This window comes from Methylibium sp. Pch-M, from assembly GCF_004136295.1.
GTDB lineage: Bacteria > Pseudomonadota > Gammaproteobacteria > Burkholderiales > Burkholderiaceae_C > Methylibium > Methylibium petroleiphilum.
In genome coordinates this window covers 3,006,679-3,025,184 of record NZ_CP029606.1, presented here as the reverse complement: position 1 = coordinate 3,025,184, position 18,506 = coordinate 3,006,679, and the positions used below count along the sequence as shown (strand labels likewise).

Genomic DNA, 18,506 nt, shown 5'->3' with positions numbered 1-18,506 from the left:
GAGCAAACGATGCAGATCCTCGAAGGCATCAAGGTGGTCGAACTCGGCCAACTGATCGCCGGCCCCTTCGCGGCCAAGACCCTGGCCGATTTCGGCGCACGGGTCATCAAGATCGAGCCGCCGGGCAGCGGCGATCCGCTGCGCAAGTGGCGCAAGCTGCGCGAGGGCAACTCGGTGTGGTGGGATGCGCAGTCGCGCAACAAGGAATCGGTCGCGATCGACCTGCGCCAGCCTGAAGGCCAGGTGCTGGTGCGCGAGCTGCTGGCCGACGCGGACGTGCTGGTCGAGAACTTCCGACCGGGCACGCTGGAGGCCTGGGGCCTGGGCTGGGAGGCGCTGCATGCGCTGAATCCACGGCTGATCATGCTGCGCCTGTCGGGCTTCGGCCAGACCGGGCCGCGGGCGGGCGAGCCGGGCTTCGCGGCGGTGGGCGAGGCCTTCGCCGGCCTGCGCCACCTGAATGCCGAGCCGGGCCGCGCTCCGGTGCGGGCCGGCGTGTCGCTCGGCGACACCGTGGCCGGGCTGCATGGTGCGATGGGCGTGCTGCTGGCGCTGTACGGTCGCGATGCACGCGGCGGCACCGGGCAGATGATCGACCTCGCGCTCTACGAGGCCATGTTCAACCTGACCGAGAGCCTGCTGCCCGAGTACGACGCGTTCGGCGAGGTGCGGCAGCCAGCCGGCGGCGCGCTGCCCGGCATCGCACCGTCGAATGCCTACCCCTGTGGCGATGGCCGCTTCGTGCTGGTGGCCGGCAACGGCGACAGCATCTTCCGTCGCTTGATGGCCGCGATCGGCCGCCCGGATCTGGCCGACGATCCGGCCTTGGCGCGCAATGACGGTCGCGCCGCGCGCGCCGGCGAACTGGACGCCGCGATCGGCGCATGGACCTCACAGCGAACGCTCGACGCGGTGCTGGCCGCGATGGCCGCCGCCGACGTGCCGGCCAGCCGCCTCTACACCATCGCCGACCTGGCGAACGACGCGCACTATCAGGCACGCGGCAACATCGAGCGCATCCCTGCGCTCGCCGGCGGCACGATCGCGGTGCCCGGCATCGTGCCGCGGCTGTCGGCCACGCCGGGCGCGGTGCATCGCCGTGCGCCCCGGGTCGGCGAACACAGCGATGCGGTGCTGCGCGAACTGGGCCACGACGAAGCGGCAATCGCCGCGCTGCGCGCGCGCAAGGTCGTCGGTTGACGCCGCCGTTCAGGCCGGCCGGGACGGGTAGCGCACCTCGATCACCTCGATCGTCTGCGGCCCCTGCGGCGTGAGCAGCGTGACCTCGTCGCCCACACGCGCCTTCAACAGTGCCCGCGCCACCGGCGAGATCCAGCTCACCTCGGCCCGCAGGTTGTCGGCCTCGTCGATGCCCTTGATCGTGATCGTGCGCTCGACGCCGTCGGAGACCGCGTACGTGACGGTCGCGCCGAAGAAGACCTGGTCGCTGCCTTGATGCACGCTGGGGTCGGCCACCTCGGCGATCTCGAGTCGCTTCGTCAGGAAGCGGATGCGGCGGTCGATCTCGCGCAGCCGCTTCTTGCCGTAGAGGTAGTCGCCGTTCTCGGAGCGGTCGCCGTTCTTCGCGGCCCAGGACACGGTCTCGACGACCTTGGGACGCTCGTCGTCGAGCAGTTGCATCAACTCGGCCCGCAAGCGGGCGAAGCCCGTCGGCGTGATGTAGTTCTTGCTGCCGGCCGGCAAGGCCGGCAGCTCGAGCTCGTCGTCCTCGCCAGGCGCGTCGCTTTCCTTCGTGAAGGCCTTGCTCATGCCTTCATTGTCGCGCGCGGGAACAGCCCGATCCGCAGGCTCAGACGGCCGAGCGGAGCACGCCGCCGTCCACCCGCAGCGCCGCACCGGTGGTGGCTGACGCGAGGGGGCTGGCGACATAGGCGACCAGCGAGGCCACTTCCTCGGTCGTGGCGAAGCGGCGGATCAGGGAAGTGGGCCGCATCTTGAGGAAGAACTCCTGCTCGACGACCTCGGCCGACTTGCCTTCGGCCTGGGCCAGCGCGTCGACGAAGTCGACGACACCGCGCGAACGCGTGGGCCCGGGCAGCACGCTGTTGACCGTGATGCCCGTCCCGGCCACCGCCTCGGCGAGGCCTCGCGACACCGCCAGTTGCGCGGTCTTGGTCATGCCGTAGTGGATCATCTCCGACGGGATCTGCAGCGCGCTCTCGCTCGAGATGAAGATCACCCGCCCCCAGTTGCGTTGCCGCATCGCCGGCAGGTAGAGCCGCGCCAGACGCACGCCGCTGAGTACGTTGACATCGAAGAAGCGCTGCCAGTCCGTGTCGGGGATCTCCTCGAAGGGCTTGGGCTCGAAGATGCCGAGGTTGTTGACGAGAATCTCGACATCCGGAAAGCGGCGCACGAGCGCCTCGGCCGCCGCCGCGGTGCTGAGGTCGCCCGCAAAGCCTTCGGCGGCATTCGGCCCCGATGCCGCGCGCAGTTGCGCAACGGCGCGTTCGACGGCCGCCTCGGTACGGCCATTGACGATCACGCGCGCGCCCTCGCGTGCCAGCGCCTCGGCGATCGAATAGCCGATGCCGGCCGTGCTGCCGGACACGAGAGCCTGCTTGCCTGTCAGTTGAAGATCCACGTTGAGCTTTCCTGAAGAGTGACGCTCGATGAGCGGATGCGCGCAGTCTTGCAGGAACGCGCCGACCTGCTCGATGCCAAGGTCTTCGTCGCGCCAACCTCGGCGCCGAGGTCAGGATTCGGCGCTGGTCAGCGACGCGGCATCGGTAGCGCCCAGTCGGTTGACCAGCACCTTGTCGACCCGCTTGCCGTCGAGGTCGACCACCTCGAAGCGCCAACCGGCCCACTCGACCACGTCGGCTGTCTGCGGCAGGCGCCCGAGCAACAGCATCGTCATGCCGGCGAGGGTGTTGTAGCGGCCGCGGTCCTCGTCGGGCAGTTCCTTCAGGCCGAGCCGGTCCTTGAGTTCGGGGACCGGGATCAAGCCGTCGATCAACCACGAGCCGTCGTCGCGCTGCACCGCCCAGGCATCGTCGGCGGTGGGTGTGGTGAACTCGCCGGTGATGGCCTCCAGCACGTCGCGCAGCGTGATCACCCCCTGGACTTCGCCGTACTCGTCGACGACGAACACCATCTGCGTGGTCGATCCGCGGAACTGCTCGAGCAGTTCCATGCCGGTGAGCGTCTCGGGCACGAACACCGGCGGCTGCAGGCCTTCGGTCAACGACAGCGGCTTGCCGCTGGTGACCTGCTGCAGCAAGTGCTGCGTCCCGACGACGCCGAGCACCTCGTCCAGTCCTCCCCGGCACACCGGGTAGCGGGAGTGTTCGTGGGCCGCGATCACCGCCAGTGCGTCGGCGATGGGGGTCGTGCTGTCGAGCCAGGCGATCTCGCCGCGCGGGATCATCATCGAGCCGATCTGCCGCTCGTCGAGCCGGAAGACATTGCGCACCATCTGGTGTTCCTGGGCCTCGATGACCCCGGCATCGAAGCCCTCCTCCAGGCTGGCCGCGATCTCCTCCTCCGTCACGCCCCGGCTCTGCGTGTCGCGGATACCCAGCAGGCCGAGGATCGCGCCCGTGCTGCCGGCCAGCAGCTTGACGAAGGGCCTGGCGACGAAGGACAGGCCGCGCATCGGCCGCGAGACCAGGCGCGCGACGGCTTCGGGATAGAGCTGGCCGACCCGCTTGGGCACCAGTTCGCCGAAGATGATCGTCAGGAAGGTGATGATCACCACCACCAGGGCGAGCGAGCCGATGTCGGCGGCCCGCGGCGCAATGTCGAAGCCTTCCTTGAGCCACGCGGCCAACGGCTGCGAGAAGGCGGCCTCGCCCACGATGCCGTTCAGGATGCCGATCGAGGTGATGCCGATCTGCACCGTCGACAGGAAGCTCGTCGGGTTGTCATGCAACTCCATCGCCGCCTTGGCACCGGCGTCTCCGGTTTCCACCATCACCTGCAGGCGCGCCTTGCGGCTCGCGGCCAGCGACATCTCCGACATCGCGAACAGGCCGTTGAGAAGGATCAGGCAAACCAGGAGGAAGACGTCCATTCAGTGCGCCGCGCCGGGCGGCGTCACGAGTCGGTGAAATACGAGCGTAGCAGAATCGACCCATGATCTATCTCGTCGGCGACCTCCAGGGCTGTTGCGACGCCCTCGACCATTTACTCGCCAAGATCGGCTTCTCGCCCTCGCGCGATCGCCTGTACGCGCTCGGCGACCTGGTCAACCGCGGTCCGCGGTCGCTCGACGTGCTGCGCCGCCTGGTTGCGCTGGGCAACTCGGCCACCTGCCTGCTCGGCAACCACGACCTGCACCTGCTGGCGGTGGCCCGGGGCGTGCGCCGCCCCCATCGCAGCGACACGCTGACGCCGATCCTCGAGTCTGCGGACCGCGATACGCTGATCGATTGGGTCCGCAGTCGACCGCTCGCGGTACACGCGGAGGGCTGGCTGATGGTGCATGCTGGCGTGGCGCCGCAGTGGGACCGGGCGCTGACGCTGCAACTGGCCGCCGAAGTGGAGGCGGAACTCGGCGGTCCGCGATGGGCTGACTTCCTGCAGGTGATGTACGGCAACGAGCCGTCTCGATGGAAAGCCGGTCTCGACGGCGTCGACCGGTGGCGCTTCGCGATCAACGTGCTCACGCGCGTGCGCTTCGTCGATGCCCGTGGCACGCTGGACTTCAAGGTGAAGGAGGCCGCGGACAAGGCGCCGGACGGGCTCTACCCGTGGTTCGAGGCACCCGACCGCCAGACGCACGGACAACCGATCGCCTTCGGCCATTGGTCGACACTCGGCCTCTTGAATCGCCCTGACCTGCTGGCCATCGACACCGGCTGCGTCTGGGGCGGCGCGCTCACCGCGGTACGTATCGACGGAGGACGGCGGGAAATGATCCAGGTCGACTGCGAAACGGCGCAGCAGCCTGGCTGATCAGCCGCGGCAACCGCGCCGCTGTCGAACTTAGAATTCAGACCGTTGGAAGCGTGGCCGAGCGGTTGAAGGCAGCAGTCTTGAAAACTGCCGAAGGGGTGACTCTTCCGTGGGTTCGAATCCCACCGCTTCCGCCAACGCGCCTTTCAGCGCTTGGTGAACGCGTCCTGCAGTTCGCCGGGCAGGGTCTCGATTTCTTCCTCGCTCACGTCCAGCCCACGACGCAGATCAAACGACGAATGCAACCAGTGATCGTCGGCCTGGGTGTCGTCCTGCTGAACAGGGCGGAAGTCGACGACGCTCCGATCCGTCCGAGTTTTGGGTGGATGCAGAGTGAAATGCCGAGACTTGGCCCCGAAATCGAAAGTTGCCATGGCGAACCTCGTCATGCGAAATCGCGTACATGAGGTTACATCTATGGTGGGGGCGCGGTAATTCCCTTCTTCAATGAATGGTTATAGGCCATATTCGCCGGCTGCAACGATGCCGCCCCTGGCAGCTACCTAGCGCAGCGTCGTCCAATGGACATCGACGCTCGTCGATCGATCATCTTCATCGACCCGAGGCCCAACGGGCGGCTCGGCTGACCCAGGAGGCACCGGTTCGGCACAACGGTCGATGAAGTGGCGCAGTTCGGACTCCATGGACGGCGTGAACCCGTCGCGCATCTGCATCACGATGGCCTGCTCGATCGCCAGACGCATGTCCGGCAGCAAGTGCCGCCCCGCCAGGAGCGTGGTCAGCAACTCGTGCGCGCGTTGTTCGAAGCCACTCATTCTCGGATCACGGAAAGTCTGCAGGGTCGGCACGCGGGGCACGCGCCGGGAGCGTCTCGACGGAGGCTGGGCCGGCATCGGGGCGGCCATCGACACGACCACAACGCTGGATTGTCAGCCTCGGCAGGACAGGGCGTCCGAACGAACTAGGGGTGTCCGCCGCGGGCCCCGCCCGGCCGCGCAAGGAGCGCCGCAGGCAGCCGATCAGGCAGTGCAGGTGCGGTTCTTGCCGCTGTGCTTGGCCTCGTACAGCGCCTCGTCGGCGCGCTCCAGGGATTGCTCGAGCCGTTCGCCGGGCCGGTAGAGGCTGACGCCGGCCGAGAAGGTCACGAACACCTGCCCCTGCTCATCGCTCATGAACAGCTCGGCGCTGAGCGTACGCTGCACTCGGGTGAGCACGCGTTGCGCCTCGTCGAGCGCCGTGCCCGGCAGCAGCACCACGAACTCCTCGCCACCGTAGCGCGCAAGTGTGTCGCCGGGACGCAGCGCCTGCGTCACGCGGTGGGTCAGGAACTGCAGTGCAGCATCGCCGCTCGCATGGCCCAGCCGATCGTTGAGCCTCTTGAAATTGTCGATGTCGATCAGCGCCACGGCGAGCGTCGTGCCCTCACCCTGTGCAGCCCGCTGATTCTTGGCCTGCTCCGTCTCGAAAGCCTGCTGCAGGCCGCGGCGGTTGGCAACCTGCGTCAAGGGATCCGTGGACACTTCGTCCGACAGCCGGCGGATCTCGTCCTCCAGCTCGACCACCCGCGCCTGCATCGCGGTCGATCGGCTGTGCTCCAGCGCCAGCTTGGCCTGCGCCTGGCTGACCCCTTCGTGCACCGCCCGGCTTTCAGCCACCATCTGTCGCACCGTCCCGGCCAGGCTCTCCAGAGATTCGGCCCGGTCGATCTCGTCGGCGTACCCGTCCAGCTGCGACGAGAAACGCCCGGTCTGTGCCCCCAGCGAGGCGATCTCGTCGAGCATCTCGTGGATCGAGTCCTTCAAGGCATCCCGGGCCGCCTTGCGGGCCGCGCGCAGTTCCTGCTGGCGCTCGCGCGTACCGAGCAGCAGCTGGCTGACCGATCGCACGCCCCGTGCCGTCAGACCACCGTCGCCCTCGAACAGCTGACTGCGCATCACCTCGCACTGCCCTTTGACCCAGGAATCGTCCTCGGACAGGTCGGCCAGACCTTCGGTGAGTTCCTGGCACAGCCCCCCCAGTTGGTTCATCAGGTGCTGGCGATGCTGCAACACCCGTTGAGCCTCGGCGCAAGCCTGCGCGACGTCTTCGACAACCCCATCGGGGCCGTCGGCAGCAACGCGCGCCTGCAGCTGCGCAAGCCGCTCGGCCACCTCGCGGCTGCGCGCCTCACTCGACGGCAAGGCCGCCTGAACGGTCGCACCGAGTTCGACGGCAACGCGCGACCAAGCCGTCGAGACGGGCGCCGGCGAAGCCTCTGCAACGACCATCGGCCCGACGTCGACCACAGGTGCTGCCGCGTCGAAAGGTGCCAGATCGCTCGGCGCCTCGTCCAGCGCATCACTGTCCCAGCTGGCGATGAGTTGCTTGAGCCTTTGCTGCAGCCGCTTCGCGTCGCTGCGACTGCCCCCGAGTACCCGCTGCAGACTGTCCTTGCGTCGCGCCGCGGTCCAGTTGCGGCCGCCACGCTCCACGCCCCGCAGGGCGCTCTGGATCAAAGCGGCCCACGCTTCGCCTTCGCCTTCGGCACTGTCCGGTACGGCAGCGGCGACTCCCGCCGCGGGTCCCGGTGCGTCACCGCGCTCCGTCCGGTAGGCCCACGCGAAATTCTCGGGCGTCGGTTGCTTGCGTTCCAGCGCAAGGCGGCGCAGCGCCGCCTTGGCCAACTCCGCGGCCGCGGGCTCCGCAGCACGTGCCGCGGACGCTTCCGGGTTCGAGGTCACGCCCATCGCGCAGCTCAGGCGCCCGGAGGCAGACTGCCCGGCAGGGCGCGCACATCGGCCCGCGGCACCGACTCCGCCGTGGCATCGTTGTCTTCCACCTGCCCGATCCACGGGGCCTTGCGAGGCAATATGGTCTGCGCCAGCCATTGCTCCAGCTCTTCAGGCGGCAACGCCTTGCTGAACAGGAAGCCCTGCATCGTGCTGCAGCCCAGGCGGTGCAGCACCTCCATCTGGCGCAGGTTCTCCACGCCCTCCGCAATCACGCGGATGCCGAGCGAGCGCGCCAGCGCAATGATCGCCGTCACCACGGCCGAACTCTGCAAGGTGACGCCGAGGTCACGCACGAAGCTGCGGTCGATCTTCAGCTCGCTGATCGGCAGCGTCGTCAGGTACGCGAGCGAGGAATAGCCGGTGCCGAAGTCGTCGATGGAGATCTCGACGCCGATCTCGTTGAGTCGATGCAAGGCCGGGATCACGTTCTGCAGATCCTTCATCAGGCCGGTTTCAGTGATCTCGAGCTCGATGCAGGAATGCGTGACGCCATGCGCCGCCGCGGCCTGCTGGATGTGGGTCACCAGGTCGGTGCGCTCGAACAGCCGGCTCGGCAGGTTCACCGCGATCGAGGTTTCGATGCCATGGTGCTGCTGCCACAGGCGCGCCTGCCGGGTCGCCTCGCGGATGGCCCACTCGCTCATCGGCACGATGAGGCCGGTTTCCTCCGCCAGCGGGATGAAATCGCCGGGCGGCACCAGCACGCCATTGCGCTTCCAGCGCATCAGCGCCTCGGCACCGACCATGCGCGCGGTGCGCACGTCGATCTTCGGCTGGTAGTGCAGCACCAGTTCCTCGCGCTCGATGGCCTTGTGCAGCGCACTCTCGAGCTCGAGCTTCTCGCGGCCCTTGCCGGCCAGATGCGGACGATAGAGCGATGCCGCGTTGCGTCCGGCTGCCTTGGCGGAGTACATCGCCACATCGGCGTTGCGCAGCACGTCGGCCACCGAAGCGCCGTCCCGAGGGAACAGCGCGATACCGACGCTCGCCGTCACGAAGCATTCCTGGCCGCCCACGAAGATGGGCTCGCGCATCACTTCGAGGATGCGCAGCGCAACGCGCTCGGCATCCTGGTCGGCATCGACCTCGGGCAGCAAGGCCACGAACTCGTCACCGCCGAGACGACCGACCGCCTCCAGGGAACGATGCGCGCGCAGACCCACCGAGTCGATCCCCGTCTCGACCACCTGGTCGGAGTGCCGCACGCAGGACCGCAGTCGCCGCGACACCTCCATCAGCAGTTCGTCTCCCGCCCCGTGCCCCAGCGTGTCGTTGATGACCTTGAAACGATCCAGGTCGATCAGCAGCAACCCCACCTGATGGTTCAGCCGCTTGGCCTGTTCCATCGCACGTTCGGCGCGCCAGATCAACTGGCGCCGGTTCGGCAGGCCCGTCAACGCGTCGAAGTTCGCCAGGTGGCGGATCTTGTCCTCGGCCACTCGTCGGTCGGTCACGTCCTGAACGATGCCGGTGTAGCCGGTCAGGTTGCCGTGTTCGTTGAACTCGGGTTCGGCCTCGACGTGGACCACGCGCTGGCGCCCGTCGATCAGTTGCACCGGGAAATCGGTGGCCAGCACGGTGCTTCGGGCCAGCGTGTCCCGCAACAGCGACAGACAGCCCTGCCGATGCTCGGCGGGGACCATGCGAATGAGCGATCTCATGCCGAGGTGATCCCCCGGGCCCAGACCGAAGACGCGCAAGCCCTCGACCGAGAACAGCAGCCCGGACCGATCGCGCCGCCAGTCGAAGCTGCCCATGCGTGCGAGATCCTGCGCGCGCGCCAGCTTCGATTTGCTGCGCTCGAGCTCCAGTCGGGTGCGGGACGAGCGCAGCAGATAACGCAGCCGTCCGGCCAGCAGGCTCCACTGCGTCGATTTCACGAAAAAGTCGGTAGCGCCAGCCTCGTAGGCACGGGTGATCGACGCATCGTCATCCAGTCCGGTCAGCATCAGCACCGGCATCGACTCGAAGCCGGGCAAGGCGCGCAACTCCCGGCAGGTGGTGAAGCCGTCCATGCCGGGCATCAGCGCATCGAGCACGATGACGTCGGGCGACCAGTCGGTCAGCAACTGCACTGCGCGCTCGCCGCTGGTGGCTTCGGTGACGGCGAAGCCTCGCTCGCGCAACGCGATCGATGTCAGCAGCAGGTTGACCTCGTCGTCGTCGACCAGGAGAACACGAGGGCTCTCCAGAGGATCGTCGACAGAGGGATCGGCGCGCAGGTCCATGGGCGAATTCTTGATCGACAGCGCGTGGGTCGTGGATCCGGGTCAGGCGGCAGGCAGCAACAGAGCGTGCAGGCTGCCACGAACCGACGCGATCTCGGCGCGCAGCGCCGCGACGCGCGGCCCCAGGGCCTGCACCTCGTTGTTGCGAATCATGCCTTCGATGTCGGCACACAGGGCGGACAACTTGAGCGCCCCGATGCTGGCCGACGAGGATTTCAGGGTATGGGCGACATGCTTCACGCCGTCGAGGTCGCCCGCCGCATGCGCTTCGTCGAGCTGCGGCAGCAAACGCCCCGTGGACGTCTCGAACGCCTGCACGACGCGCTCCAGCAGCCGGTTCGCCCCGGTGGGATCGAGGTCGCGCAGCCGCTGCAGAGCCTGGGCATCCAGTGCTCCGGCCGTCGCGGCAGGGGGGCTCGCCGGAGTCCCGGGTACCGCTGGCTCGACCGGAGCTGGCGTCAGCTCTCCTGCCCCGGTGTCGGGAATGTTCAGGCGTTGTGACAGCATGGTGTGCAACTGGCTTTGCCGGAAGGGTTTGGAAAGGTATTCGTCGAATCCGAGGCCGAGGAACCGCTCGCGGTCACCCCCCAGTGCGTTGGCGGTCACCGCGACCACCGGCGTGGTGGGCGGGGTGCGGAAGGCGAAGCGCTCGCCAGGCCCTCGGCGGAACCAACCGAGCGCCTCGACCCCGTCCATGCCCGGCATCTGGATGTCCATCATGATCAGGTCGAAGCGCTCGGCACACAAGGCACGCAGCCCTTCGAGCGCCGACGAGGCGAGCTGCACGCGGCAACCGAAGTGGCGCAGCATCTGCCCGATCACTTCCTGGTTCACGGGATTGTCCTCGACCACCAGGATATGGGCGCCAATCTTGCGCGACGAACCGCCGCCGGCGCCGGCAACACCCGACACGCCGAGGATCGCCTGGCGCAGTTCGGCCTTCCGCACCGGCTTGTTGACGAAGCGCTTGAAGCCCACGGCTTGCGCCCGCTTGGCGTCGTCGGGCGAGCTCACGGACGACAGCATGATCAGCTTCACGTCCGCGAAGTCCGGCTCGGTCGAGATCCGGTCGGCCAGTTGCAGGCCATCGAGTCGCGGCATCTGCATGTCGATCAGCGCAATGTCGAAGCTGCGCGCGGCATCGCGCTCCGCATACAGCCGCTCCAGCGCATGCACGCCGTCGTTCGCCACGACGACCTCCATGCCCCAGGCCCCGAGCAGGTTTTCGAGCACCGTCCGGTTGGTCTCGTTGTCGTCGACGACGAGCACGCGCAGGGCCGGCATGTCATGCAGTTCGAGCATGTCGACATCGACGTCGCTGGAGGCCGGCAACAGGGGCAGCCGAACGCAGAACCGCGAGCCCACCCCCGGCTGGCTGCGGACCGTGATCGATCCGGACATCAGTTCGACCAGCTGGCGCGAGATCGCCAGCCCCAGACCGGTGCCGCCGTAGCGCCGCGCCATGCCGCTGCTGGCCTGGCTGAAGGCGATGAAGAGCCGTGACAAGGCCTCGGGGGGAATGCCGATCCCGGTATCTCGCACGCACAGTTCGACCCACAGCCGGTCCCCGGTGGCCAGGGCCGTCTCTGTCGCGGTCGGCTCGACCCGCCGCATCTCGACGACCACTTCGCCGTGCTCGGTGAACTTGATCGCGTTGGCGACCAGGTTCGTGAGCACCTGGCGCAGCCGCAGCGCATCGCCATGCAGCGCCGGCGGCAGGCCGGGCTCCTCCCGGAAGCTCAACTCCAGCCCGCGCTCCTGAGCCCGAGGCGCCAACAGTTCCAACACGTCCTCGACCAGGGCTCGCGGCGTGAAGTCGGCCGGCGCCAGTTCCAGCTTGCCAGCCTCGATCTTCGAGAAATCGAGGATGTCGTTGATGATCTCGAGCAGGCTCTCGCCGGAGCGGTACACCGCCTGGGCAAAGCGTCGCTGCCGCGAATCGAGCGCCGTACCCAGCAGGAGTTCGGTCATGCCGAGCACACCGTTCATCGGCGTGCGGATCTCGTGGCTCATCGTCGCCATGAACTGGCTCTTCGCCTGGCTCGCCGTCTCGGCCTGCAGCGCCAGCGCCTGGGCTGCAGCCGTGGCCTGCTGCAACTCGGCGGCGCTGGCCTCGATGGCACTGCGATGCTCCCGCAGCCGGGCCTGCATGCTGTTGAAGGTGGCGGCGAGCCGGCCCAGTTCGTCGTCGGAGACGATCTCCACCGGTTGCTCGAAGTCGTCGTCCGCCATGCGCAACGCCCCGTCGCGCAGCCCGTCGATCTGACGGTTGATGCGCCGCGTCAGATAGCCGGCGACCACCAGCCCGAGCGTGAGCAAACCGCAGGCCGTCACCAGCATCAGAGCGAACAACAGCTGGGCGATCCAGCGGCTGGCCTCCCCCAGCACGGTGGAGAACGCGTCCTCGATCGGCACGAGGCGGCGATTGAGCACCTCGATCTCGCCAACCAGGAGGGCAGCGTGCGCAGGGCTCAGGCTGCCGTTCAGCACTTGCGTGCGGATTGTGTCGCCGTAGCTGCGCAGCAGCGCCATTTCCTCGTCGCCGCGGGTCCAGAGCTGGATCACCCGGTCCATGTAGCTCAGGTTGCGGAAGGTCCGGAACAACCAGATCAGGCTGTCGATGTCGTCGGGGTGGTTGCGCCCTGCAAGGAAGCCCGCATACGCCACGTCGTAGTCGAAATCGGGCTTCTCCAGTTCCAGTCGGGCCTGCCGGTCCCCCAGCGTCACGGACAACGCCGCCGCGTACTGGCGGTAATCGGCTTCCTCGTGGGTCTGTGCATAGCGCACCAGGTAGAACACCGCGTCGCGGTTGCCCTTGGCCCAAAGGCCGTCCCCGGCCACATAGGCGCGCACGCCGGACAGGATGTCGGAACTGAGCTTGCTGAGATAGACGAGTCCGACGACCACACCGACCAACAGGAACACGATCAGCGCCAGCTTGCGCGCCACCGCCAGATCGCGCAGCGGCCGCAGCACCCGGCGATCGACCGCGGCGCGCGCCTCGGCGGCGGCACGCTCGAACTGCGAGTCGACATGTTCGTTGCTCATCGAGCCCCCCCCGACCCGAGAACCCGCCGTGTCGATGTGGCCGTCTTGCGTCCGGGTTGGCCGACGGCGCGGATCGAGCAGGTGCGCATGTCGGCAAGTGTGGCGCGGCCCGGTGCCGGGCGCAAAGCCGCCACCGTCCCTTCGGTCGGGTGCCGGCGCGCCATCGCAACGCCGACGCCCCGCTGCGGCAATCGTTCACGGATGCGACTTCTACAATCGATCACATGATTTCGATTGACGACGACCTCAGGCGTGCACCGTCCCGGATCGCGGAAGCCTCGGGCATCGGACTCGGCGCGTGGCTGCTGCCGGTCGACGCGCGAGCTGCCTTCGACGCTGCCGAGAGTCTGCCCTGGCATGCCTTCGGGCTGTTGCTGGTCGGCGCGCTGCTGGCACTGGGCGTCCTGCTCGGTCTGCTGGCGTGGCAACAGCGCCAGCGGCGAGACGCCGCAGCCCTGCGCGACGAGCGCGCCCGCGTGCGACGCCTGCTCGGCCTGATCGAGGGTCCGCTGTGGCGCACCGACGCACAGCACCGCCTGACCGCGCTGCGCGCGACGGCGTTGCCTGCCGACCATGCGCTGCACGCCGGCCGCGACAGTCAGGCGTTCTGGCAGCTGTTCGACGCGACGTCGATGCCCGGGCTGCGCCAGGCACTCGAGTCGGAAGCCGATTTCCAGGCCATCGAGGTCGGGCTCGCTGCGCCTGGCGGCGGACCGTTGCAACGCTGGCGATTGAAGGCATGCGTGTGCCTCGACGCCTCGGGCCGCTTCGCTGGCCACGAGGGGAGCGCGACGCTCCTGACGCCCCCCCGCCCGTTGCCGGCGGCTGCGGACGAGGATGCGGCGTCGTTCGGCACGCTGGTGTCGCACGATCTGCGCGCACCGATCCGGGTGGTCGAGGGCTTCACGAAGATTGTCAAGGAGGACTACGGACGCCTGCTCGATCGCGTCGGCAACGACCACCTTGACCGCGTACTCGGGGCCGCGGCCCGCATGAACGGCATGATCGACGCGCTGCTGGCGCTGTCGAGACTCGGCGCACTGCCTCTGGCGCGCCAGACGGTCGACCTGTCGCAGCTCGCGAGCTATGTGATCGACGATCTGCAGCGCCAGGCGCCCGAACGCCGCGTCGATGTCCGCATCGCGCCCGGGCTGCTGGTCACCGGCGATCCGACCCTGTTGCGCGTAGTGCTCGAGAACCTGCTGGGCAACGCCTGGAAATACAGCGCCCATCGCCACGTTGCCCGGATCGAACTGGGCCGCGTAATCGAGGGTGAGCACAGTGCGTTTTGCGTGGCCGACAACGGCGCCGGTTTCGACATGCGCTTCATCGATCGGCTGTTCGGCGTGTTCCAGCGACTGCACAGCAGCAGCGACTTCGCCGGCACCGGGGTCGGCCTGGCGTCGGTGCGGCGCATCGTGCAACGCCATGGCGGCGAGATCTGGGCGGAAGCCGAGGTCGACCGCGGAGCCCGCTTCTACTTCACCCTGTCCACCTGAAACGATCGACGTCAAGACGGCCACTCGGTTCACGGCGCCGCAGGCGCCGACAACAGCTCGACCGCGGCCAGAAGCTGCTCGCACTCGGCCTCCAGGGCCCGCCCGTGATGCGCCGCCAGCCGGCGCAGCCGCTCCAGCGCCACGGCACGCGGCAGCGAGTGCCGGTGCATCACCACGCCGACCGCGATGGCCACCGGATCGGACAGCGGATCGCGCGGACGCGGCGCACCGACCTCGGCGACCGGTTCGGCCTCACCGCGGATTCGCTTGAACGCCGCCTCGACCGCCGGCAGGATCTGCCGCATGTCGACCGGCTTGATCAGGTGATCCAGCGCGCCCAGGGCCCGCACCTGCGCCACCGTGGCCGCGTCGGAGAAGGCCGACAGGAACATGAAGGGCACGCTGCCGTGTTCTCGCAGGTAGGCGGCCACGTCGAATCCGCTCTTGCCCTCCATGCGGATGTCGAGCAGGGCCAGGTCCGGCCGGCGCATGCGCGCCTCGAGGATGGCGTCGTCGCCGTTGTCGGCGTCGACCACGGCATAGCCGGCCGCGGACAGGCCGTGCGTCAGCGTCGCCAGCACCAGCCTGTCGTCATCGACGACGAGGATCTTGCCCTTGCTGCTCAAGAATGACTCCCCTTGATGGCCGTGACCGCCCCCTGATCCGCACGGGTGCTGGTCTTGCTCATGACGGTACACCGATGCCCGACGACCGCGGCTCCAGCGACACCAGGCCTGGCGGACGCAGGCTCACGCAAGCCAGCACACCGCCGGCATCCGGCGCCAGGCCGAAAGTGGCGGTACGCCGCGGCAGCAGCGCCCGCACCAGTCCCAGTCCATAGACCCCCGCAGCCACCCGGTCGAGGCTGAAGCCCTCGGGCAATCGCCCCTCGTTGCGGATCTCGATGCGCGCTTCCTCGGCCGCGCTGACGAGCCGGCACTCGACCGCGCCGTTGCCGTGCTTCAGCGCATTGCCCAGCAGTTCGTTGAGTGTCAGCGCGATCGGGATCGCCTCGGCCTCGGGCAGGGCCCAGCGCGGCGCCTCGCCGTCCGGCAACTCCACGGTGATGGTCCGGTCGCTGCCGCGCTGCAGGTTGGTCGAGATCGCGCCGACCAGGCTGGCCAGTTGCACCGGCCCCTGCGAGCCCACCTGCAGGCCGTAGACCTGGGCGATCGCCTGCACCTGCGCCACGGCCTCGTGGATGGCCGGCGCCACCTCCGGGCGCCGCTGGGCGATCTGCGTCAGCAGGCCGGCCACGCCCTGCAGGTTGTTCTTGATGCGGTGATGGACCTCCTTCACCAGCATCTCGCGCTGCGCGATCGCGGCCTCCAGGCGCGCCGCCTGGGTGGCACGCTGCTCCGTCACATCGACCGCCACCAGCAGCACCTCGTCCGGGACCTCGCCGGGCTGCCCGAGCGGCAGGTAGCGTGCCTCCCAGACCAGCGGGCGCCCTTCGTGCTCGAAGCGGTACTCGCGCAGCGTGACGTCACCGCTCTGGCCGGCGTCGAGCGCCGCCTGCAGGTCGGCACGGATCACCTCGCCACCGATCGCCAGCGGCAGCTCCTCGGCGCGACGACCGACCAGCATCTCGCCCGGCAGGCCGGCGGCAGCGGCGACCTGCGGATTGGCCTGCCGCAATTCACCGCTGGCCGCGTCGAACAGCGCGATCGCCAACGGCGCCAGGTCGATGACCCGCTGCAGCGAGGCCTGCGCCTGCGCGCTGCGCGCCTCGGCACGGCGGCGGCGGTCGATGTCGAGCAGCGCATACGTGAGCTGTGGTTGCTCGGCATCGCCGGTCGGAACCACGTTACCGACCACCCAGAAGGCGCGGCCGTCGCGCGCCTGCACGCGGCACTCGAAGCTGCCGGCTGCCGCTTCGGTGCGCAGGTCGGGCGACGCCAGCCGCGCCTCGACCTGGCGGAACGGGTGCTGAGGATCGCTGGTCGCCACGCAGCACAACGGGAAGTGCTGAAAATCGGCCAGATCACCACCGAACATGCGGCGCGCCGACCGGTTCATCCATTCGATGCCCCCCTGCCCCACGGTGACGATGCCGACGAACACCGAGTCGAGGATGGCCCGGGTGAGCTCGGCCTGCTGTGCCATTGCCGATTCCGTGCGCTCGCGCTCGTCGGCGAGACGCTCCAACTGCGCCTGCTGGCGCTTCAGGCGCGTGATGTCGGACAGCACCGCCACCACCTCGGCGTCAGGGCCGGGGGGGCCGATGCGGCGCGCCGCCAGCGACACCCAGTGCGGCTCGTGCTGCGGCAGCAGGATCTCGATCTCCGTCTCGTAGACGCCGGACTCGAGCAACGCCAGCTCGGCGTCTTCCACCGCGAGCCGCGCCTGCGGCTGGCCGGCGAACAGCTCGCGCACGCTGCACCCGGCCACGGCGCCCGAGGTGGTGCCGAGCATGCGTTCGAAGCTGCGATTGCAGCGCACCAGCGTGTTGCCGCGCAGGAAGGCAATGCCGGCGCTCGAGCTCTCGAGGATGCTGCTCAGCTCCCGCAGCAGTTCCTCGCTGCGAGCACGGCTGTGTTCCTGCTCCGTGACGTCGAGCGTGACCACCGAGGGGTCCCCGTCCCCGTCCGGCCGTGGCGACACGCGCGTGAGCAGCCAGCGCATACCCAGTTCGGGATGGCGGATCGCGTAGCGCGCCTGAGCCGCCTCGCCGGCGCGCAGCGCCCGCTGCAGCCGCTCGAATTCGGGCAGTGAATCGGACAGCACCAGATCGCGGCTGACGCTCTGCAGCGCCACACCGACGCCGGCCGCGTCGACCAGCGCCCCGAGCTGGGCCTGCGCCAGATCGAGCGCCTGCTCGGCACTGAGATCCTCGATCACCGCGATGTAGCGCGGCTCGCTGCCGGCCACGGCATCGGTGCAGCGCACCCTCGCCCGCAGATGGCGGGGAGAGCGGGAGCGCGCCCCTGGCAAGGCCGCGACCCAGCCGCGCCGCTCGGCGGCCTCGCCACCCGGCTGCAGCGCACCGAGGCTGCGCGGCCCATGCCAGCCCAGCAGGTCGTTCAGTCCCGGGGGGGCCTCGCTCAGCAGCACCGGCACCCGACCGACCAGGGCCTCGAAAACGGCGTTGCTGCGCAACACGAGGCCGGCGCCGTCGAAGGCCAGCATGCCGACCGGGCTGAGCTCGAACCACTGATCGAGCTCGCTGAGTGAACGCTCCGCCCGCTCTCGGGCCGCCCGTTCGGCGGTGCAGTCCTGCATCACCGTCAGGCACAGTGCCCGGCCCTCGGTGTCCGTGACCTGGCGCCGCGCCCCGCGGAACCAGCGGTCACGCCCCTGCGCGTCGACCAGACGGCGCTCCATCAGCGCCGGCAGTTCCGCGCCTGCCGGCGGGTCGCGGGTGGACTCCCACAGCAGGTGGTCCTCGATCGGCACCAGCGTCAGCGTGTCCATGCCGACGAGGCGGTTGCGCGACCAGCCGGTGTAGTCGACGAAGGCCTGGTTGACATCGACGATGCGGAAGTGGCCATCTTCCAGGATGGCAGGAAACGGCGAGTGCCAGTACAGCCTGCGCACCTCGGCAAGCGGTTCCGCCGCGGTCTGCGCCGCGGCCGCTACGCGCTCGCGTCGCGCTGGCGGCAGGCGCAGGGCCCAGCGCTGGGTGCTGAGCTGGCTGAGCGCGGCATCGGGAAAGCTGCTCAGCAACTCGTCTGCCCGGCCCTCCAGCACATCCAGGACCCAGGACACCAGCCCACCATCGATCACCGGTGGCAGATCCTCCAGCGGCATGCCCGGCTCGAACGGGAACAGCCGCAGGGCGGCAGTGTTGGCGAAACGCACGCGCGCCTGCGCGTCGAGCATCAGCAGGGGGTCGTTCAGTGTGTCGAGAAAGCCGTGCCACAGAACCACGGCGTCGGCGGCGCTCACCGGTGGCGGCTGGGCAGGAAGGGCAGCGGGAGTGACCAAAGGCACGGGCTCGGACAGCAACTGCTCGGCCAGGCAGGAGGCCTGGGCAACTGTCACGGAGTGTAAGGTCAAGGAGCCTGTCGGACAGGCCGTCTCGACTGTGGAAAACACGGGCGGTGGCCCGCCCCGCCTCCGGGCCGAGCGGCCTGCCG

At 68.9% G+C, this 18,506-nt stretch carries 13 protein-coding genes and 1 tRNA gene; 4 read left to right on the top strand and 10 right to left on the bottom strand.

Annotation, left to right across the window (positions count from 1 at the left end):
- The first annotated feature begins 9 nt into the window (after window positions 1-9).
- Entirely contained in the window at window positions 10-1,200 is a 1,191-nt protein-coding gene (locus C1M51_RS14590) for a CaiB/BaiF CoA-transferase family protein (RefSeq protein ID WP_165349698.1), read from the top strand.
- A 9-nt stretch (window positions 1,201-1,209) separates the two neighbouring features.
- Here the strand turns inward: C1M51_RS14590 and greB are convergent, their stop codons facing one another.
- The 3 genes from greB to C1M51_RS14575 all read right to left on the bottom strand — a co-directional run bounded on the left by greB (window position 1,210) and on the right by C1M51_RS14575 (window position 4,036).
- A complete protein-coding gene (gene greB / locus C1M51_RS14585) occupies window positions 1,210-1,770 on the bottom strand; it encodes a transcription elongation factor GreB (RefSeq protein ID WP_129450839.1) in 561 nt (186 codons plus the stop codon).
- Window positions 1,771-1,810: 40 nt separating this feature from the next.
- On the bottom strand, window positions 1,811-2,605 hold the full coding sequence (locus C1M51_RS14580; protein WP_129450837.1) for an SDR family NAD(P)-dependent oxidoreductase: 795 nt from the start codon (window positions 2,603-2,605) through the stop codon (window positions 1,811-1,813).
- Window positions 2,606-2,716: 111 nt separating this feature from the next.
- A complete protein-coding gene (locus C1M51_RS14575; protein WP_129450835.1) occupies window positions 2,717-4,036 on the bottom strand; it encodes a hemolysin family protein in 1,320 nt (439 codons plus the stop codon).
- Between the two features lie 62 nt (window positions 4,037-4,098).
- On the opposite strand from C1M51_RS14575, the gene C1M51_RS14570 reads away from it, so the two are divergent.
- Window positions 4,099-4,920 (top strand): symmetrical bis(5'-nucleosyl)-tetraphosphatase, encoded by an 822-nt coding sequence (locus tag C1M51_RS14570; protein ID WP_129450833.1) that lies wholly within the window; start codon window positions 4,099-4,101, stop codon window positions 4,918-4,920.
- Window positions 4,921-4,967: 47 nt separating this feature from the next.
- Window positions 4,968-5,057: transfer RNA gene (locus C1M51_RS14565), tRNA-Ser, on the top strand.
- Between the two features lie 9 nt (window positions 5,058-5,066).
- On the opposite strand, the gene C1M51_RS14560 is transcribed toward C1M51_RS14565, so the two are convergent.
- The 5 genes from C1M51_RS14560 to C1M51_RS14540 all read right to left on the bottom strand — a co-directional run bounded on the left by C1M51_RS14560 (window position 5,067) and on the right by C1M51_RS14540 (window position 12,928).
- Window positions 5,067-5,294, bottom strand: a complete 228-nt coding sequence (locus C1M51_RS14560; RefSeq protein ID WP_129450831.1) for a hypothetical protein — start codon at window positions 5,292-5,294, stop codon at window positions 5,067-5,069.
- A gap of 129 nt (window positions 5,295-5,423) precedes the next feature.
- Entirely contained in the window at window positions 5,424-5,696 is a 273-nt protein-coding gene (locus tag C1M51_RS14555; protein ID WP_129450829.1) for a hypothetical protein, read from the bottom strand.
- A 204-nt stretch (window positions 5,697-5,900) separates the two neighbouring features.
- Window positions 5,901-7,544, bottom strand: coding sequence for a diguanylate cyclase (locus C1M51_RS14550; RefSeq protein WP_242499784.1), 1,644 nt, complete (start codon window positions 7,542-7,544; stop codon window positions 5,901-5,903).
- Between the two features lie 71 nt (window positions 7,545-7,615).
- On the bottom strand, window positions 7,616-9,880 hold the full coding sequence (locus C1M51_RS14545; protein ID WP_129450827.1) for a bifunctional diguanylate cyclase/phosphodiesterase: 2,265 nt from the start codon (window positions 9,878-9,880) through the stop codon (window positions 7,616-7,618).
- A gap of 42 nt (window positions 9,881-9,922) precedes the next feature.
- On the bottom strand, window positions 9,923-12,928 hold the full coding sequence (locus tag C1M51_RS14540) for a response regulator (RefSeq protein ID WP_129450825.1): 3,006 nt from the start codon (window positions 12,926-12,928) through the stop codon (window positions 9,923-9,925).
- Between the two features lie 56 nt (window positions 12,929-12,984).
- Between C1M51_RS14540 and C1M51_RS14535 the strand changes: the two genes are divergently transcribed.
- On the top strand, window positions 12,985-14,427 hold the full coding sequence (locus tag C1M51_RS14535) for an ATP-binding protein (protein WP_129450823.1): 1,443 nt from the start codon (window positions 12,985-12,987) through the stop codon (window positions 14,425-14,427).
- A 29-nt stretch (window positions 14,428-14,456) separates the two neighbouring features.
- On the opposite strand, the gene C1M51_RS14530 is transcribed toward C1M51_RS14535, so the two are convergent.
- Complete coding sequence (locus C1M51_RS14530) at window positions 14,457-15,053, bottom strand: response regulator (RefSeq protein ID WP_129450821.1); 597 nt, start codon at window positions 15,051-15,053, stop codon at window positions 14,457-14,459.
- A 58-nt stretch (window positions 15,054-15,111) separates the two neighbouring features.
- On the bottom strand, window positions 15,112-18,315 hold the full coding sequence (locus C1M51_RS14525) for a PAS domain S-box protein (RefSeq protein ID WP_129450819.1): 3,204 nt from the start codon (window positions 18,313-18,315) through the stop codon (window positions 15,112-15,114).
- Window positions 18,316-18,506 lie beyond the last annotated feature (191 nt).